The organism is Actinokineospora sp., assembly GCF_050699995.1.
GTDB lineage: Bacteria > Actinomycetota > Actinomycetes > Mycobacteriales > Pseudonocardiaceae > Actinokineospora.
The window spans coordinates 1-2481 of sequence record NZ_JBOHGC010000254.1; the positions used below are offsets into that span (position 1 = coordinate 1).

6 protein-coding genes are annotated in these 2481 nt (G+C 70.5%); 2 read left to right on the plus strand and 4 right to left on the minus strand.

Translation table 11 applies throughout. The features are described from left to right. Nucleotides 1–368, plus strand: a 368-nt coding sequence (locus tag ACRDSQ_RS13135) for a helix-turn-helix transcriptional regulator (protein ID WP_431421267.1), incomplete at its 5' end; no start/stop codon positions are given. Between the two features lie 9 nt (nt 369–377). Here the strand turns inward: ACRDSQ_RS13135 and ACRDSQ_RS13140 are convergent. The 4 genes from ACRDSQ_RS13140 to ACRDSQ_RS13155 form a co-directional block, all read right to left on the minus strand. Further along, the gene (locus tag ACRDSQ_RS13140; protein ID WP_431421268.1) at nt 378–566 is read right to left on the minus strand and encodes a hypothetical protein; all 189 of its coding nucleotides are present in this window, start codon (nt 564–566) and stop codon (nt 378–380) included. A gap of 66 nt (nt 567–632) precedes the next feature. Beyond that, complete coding sequence (locus ACRDSQ_RS13145; RefSeq protein WP_431421270.1) at nt 633–1223, minus strand: DUF2867 domain-containing protein; 591 nt, start codon at nt 1221–1223, stop codon at nt 633–635. After that, nucleotides 1220–1834, minus strand: a complete 615-nt coding sequence (locus tag ACRDSQ_RS13150) for a TetR/AcrR family transcriptional regulator (protein WP_431421272.1) — start codon at nt 1832–1834, stop codon at nt 1220–1222. The genes ACRDSQ_RS13145 and ACRDSQ_RS13150 overlap by 4 nt, the downstream gene beginning before the upstream one ends. A gap of 11 nt (nt 1835–1845) precedes the next feature. After that, entirely contained in the window at nt 1846–2178 is a 333-nt protein-coding gene (locus tag ACRDSQ_RS13155; RefSeq protein ID WP_431421274.1) for a hypothetical protein, read from the minus strand. A gap of 164 nt (nt 2179–2342) precedes the next feature. Here ACRDSQ_RS13155 and ACRDSQ_RS13160 point away from each other — a divergent pair. Beyond that, on the plus strand, nt 2343–2481 hold a 139-nt coding region (locus tag ACRDSQ_RS13160; protein ID WP_431421276.1), incomplete at its 3' end, for an AAA family ATPase.

Here is a 2481-nt window from a genome sequence, read left to right on the forward strand (position 1 = left end):
CCGCCCGGGCGACCGAGCTGGCCGGGCTGTGCGCGGCCGACGCGGGCGACCTGACCACGGCGGTGCGTGACCTGCGGGCCGCCGAGGCCGGGTTCACCGCACTCACCGCCACCACCGACGCCCTGCGCTGCCGCAAAGCGTTGCGGCGCCACGATTCGGCCCGTCCCACGCGGGGCCGCCGGGGCTACGGGAACGCGTTGTCCCCACGGGAGAAGGCGATCGCGAAGTTCGCCGCGAGCGGGCTGACCAACCGGGAGATCGCGGAGAAGCTGACCCTGTCGCGGCGCACGGTCGAATGCCACGTCGCCAACATCATGCGCAAACTCGAGGTGTCGTCGCGGACCAGCCTGGGCACGCTCCTGGACTAGCGGCCGTCGCTAGTCGACATCGAACACGAGACAGAATGGGTGCCCGGCCGGGTCGAGAAACACCCGAAGGAGGCCCTCGCCGAACTCGCTGGGCCCCGCGCCGTTGTTCGCCGCGGCGAAGATCGACGCCGCCGAGCCCGCCCGACCCATCAGTTTCGCCAGCGCGCTGACGGACGGTGGATCAACCTTGAAGTTCACCCTGTTCGCACCCCCGGCGGGCACTCTATGACAGAACCGCCGGGGGTGGCGACCCGTGGCAGCCGGTCAGCGCGCTTGCGGCATGCCCGCCCGCCACTTCTGTCCGATGCCCCGAATCATCGCCGGGTACACGATCAGGTGGCGCAGCGGCGCGATGCCCGCCATGTACGCCTTGCCGAGCAGGCCATTCGGCTTGACCAGCACGGCCATCTGGCCGCGGTACCCACCGTCGCCGTCCTGGACCCAGCCGAGGTGCATCACTCCGTGCACGGTCTGGTTGGCGATCTCCGCCACCCACTCGCGGTCCGTCAGGTACACCGTCTTGAAGGGGACACTCTCGACGGCGGGTCCGGGCGGCGTTTCCCGGAGATCGGCGGGCAGCCGGTCGCGCAGCGTCTCCACTCGGGTGCCGAGGCCGGAATCCGGTTCGTCCCAACCGAAGAGCTTGCCGAGCTTCCACCGGATGGCGAAGAGCGCGCGGGCGGCGCGGGACGGGTTGTCCGACGTGTCGCCCGCGGCGAACTGGCGCACGAGTCGCGGGAAGTCGTCGGGGCCGCCGGGGGTCGGCAGCGCCCACACGTCCTCCAGGTCGAAGTCGCGGGTGATCTCGTGGACGCGCCAGGGTTGCGAGGTGTGCGCGGTCTTCGGCAGTTTCACTGTGGTGCCTCCGTTCGCGGGTCGTGGGTGAGGCCGAGCACGCCCGCGGCGACCCGGGCCGCGAGCAGCTCGTCATGCGGCGCACGCCCGGCGAGGGCGATCACGGTCCCCTCCAGCGCGCCGATGTACGCCGACGCGAGCACGTCGACCGGGGGCCCTGGTGGGATCGATCCGTTGTCGCGACCGGCTTCGATGAGCAGGCGGCAGGTGTCGGTGAGCAGGGCGTAGCTCCGCTCGACCACGTCGCCGACCGGGTGGTCCTGGCCGGAGAACTCCACGCGCAGCGCGATCGCCATGCGTGCCACGTCGCGCCTGCAGAAGAGGGCGTGCCCGCGGGCGAGGGTGAGCAGCGCCGCGACGGGCTCCGACTCCTGGCCGACGAACTCCTCCACCTCCGCCCGCCAGGTGTCGATCACCCACTCCCACACGGCGAGGACCAGGTCCTGCTTGTCCTTGAACTGGTGGTAGAGCGCGCCCCGGGTGTACCCGGCGTCCTTGGCCACCTGGTCGAGCACGAGATTGCCGTAGCCGTACCGGGATAGCCCCCGTGCGGCGGATTCCAGCAGCGCGGTCCGCGTGCGTGCGCTGCGGTCGGCGTGACTGGTCCGCATCCTGGCTCCGTTCAGTCGGTCTTGGCGGTGATGACCTTCAGCGCGGTCCGCCGGTGCCCCAGGCCGACGAAGAACCAGACGAGCCGGGCGAGCACCGGCCGCCGGAAGTACAGGAAGGTTGTCATCACCCGGCGCGAGGGTTCGACCCGACGTCCCACCAGCACGCCCACGATCCGCTTGACCACGCCCCCGGTGGCCGCCAGCCCCGCCCGGAGCCAGTCCTCCGGCGGGTGGGGATCGGGACCGGGCAGGTCCACCTCGAACGCGTCGGCGTAGTCATGGCCGCCCCCGACCGGGTCGGACGGCTCGACGCGACGTACTTGCTTGGCCAACTGGACTGGCATCGCACATCCCCCTTCGGCTAGATCCACTTCCATCATACATACATGTATGTATGTAAATGGTGGTGGCCTTCGGGTGCGCTTGTGAGGACTATGTCCGCTGAGGTGCAGAGCTGGGGAGGTGTTCCGTGGGGGCCGACTCGCTGACTTCCGACGTGGTCGCGGCCGTGACCGGCTCTCCCGGCGTCGTGGTGATCACGGGGGAACCCGGGATGGGCAAGACCTGGCTGGTCAGGCGGGTGCTCGACGCGGTCGATCGGGACCGGGTCATCGTCGGGTGCCGCGGTTTGCCGGACGGTCCGTACG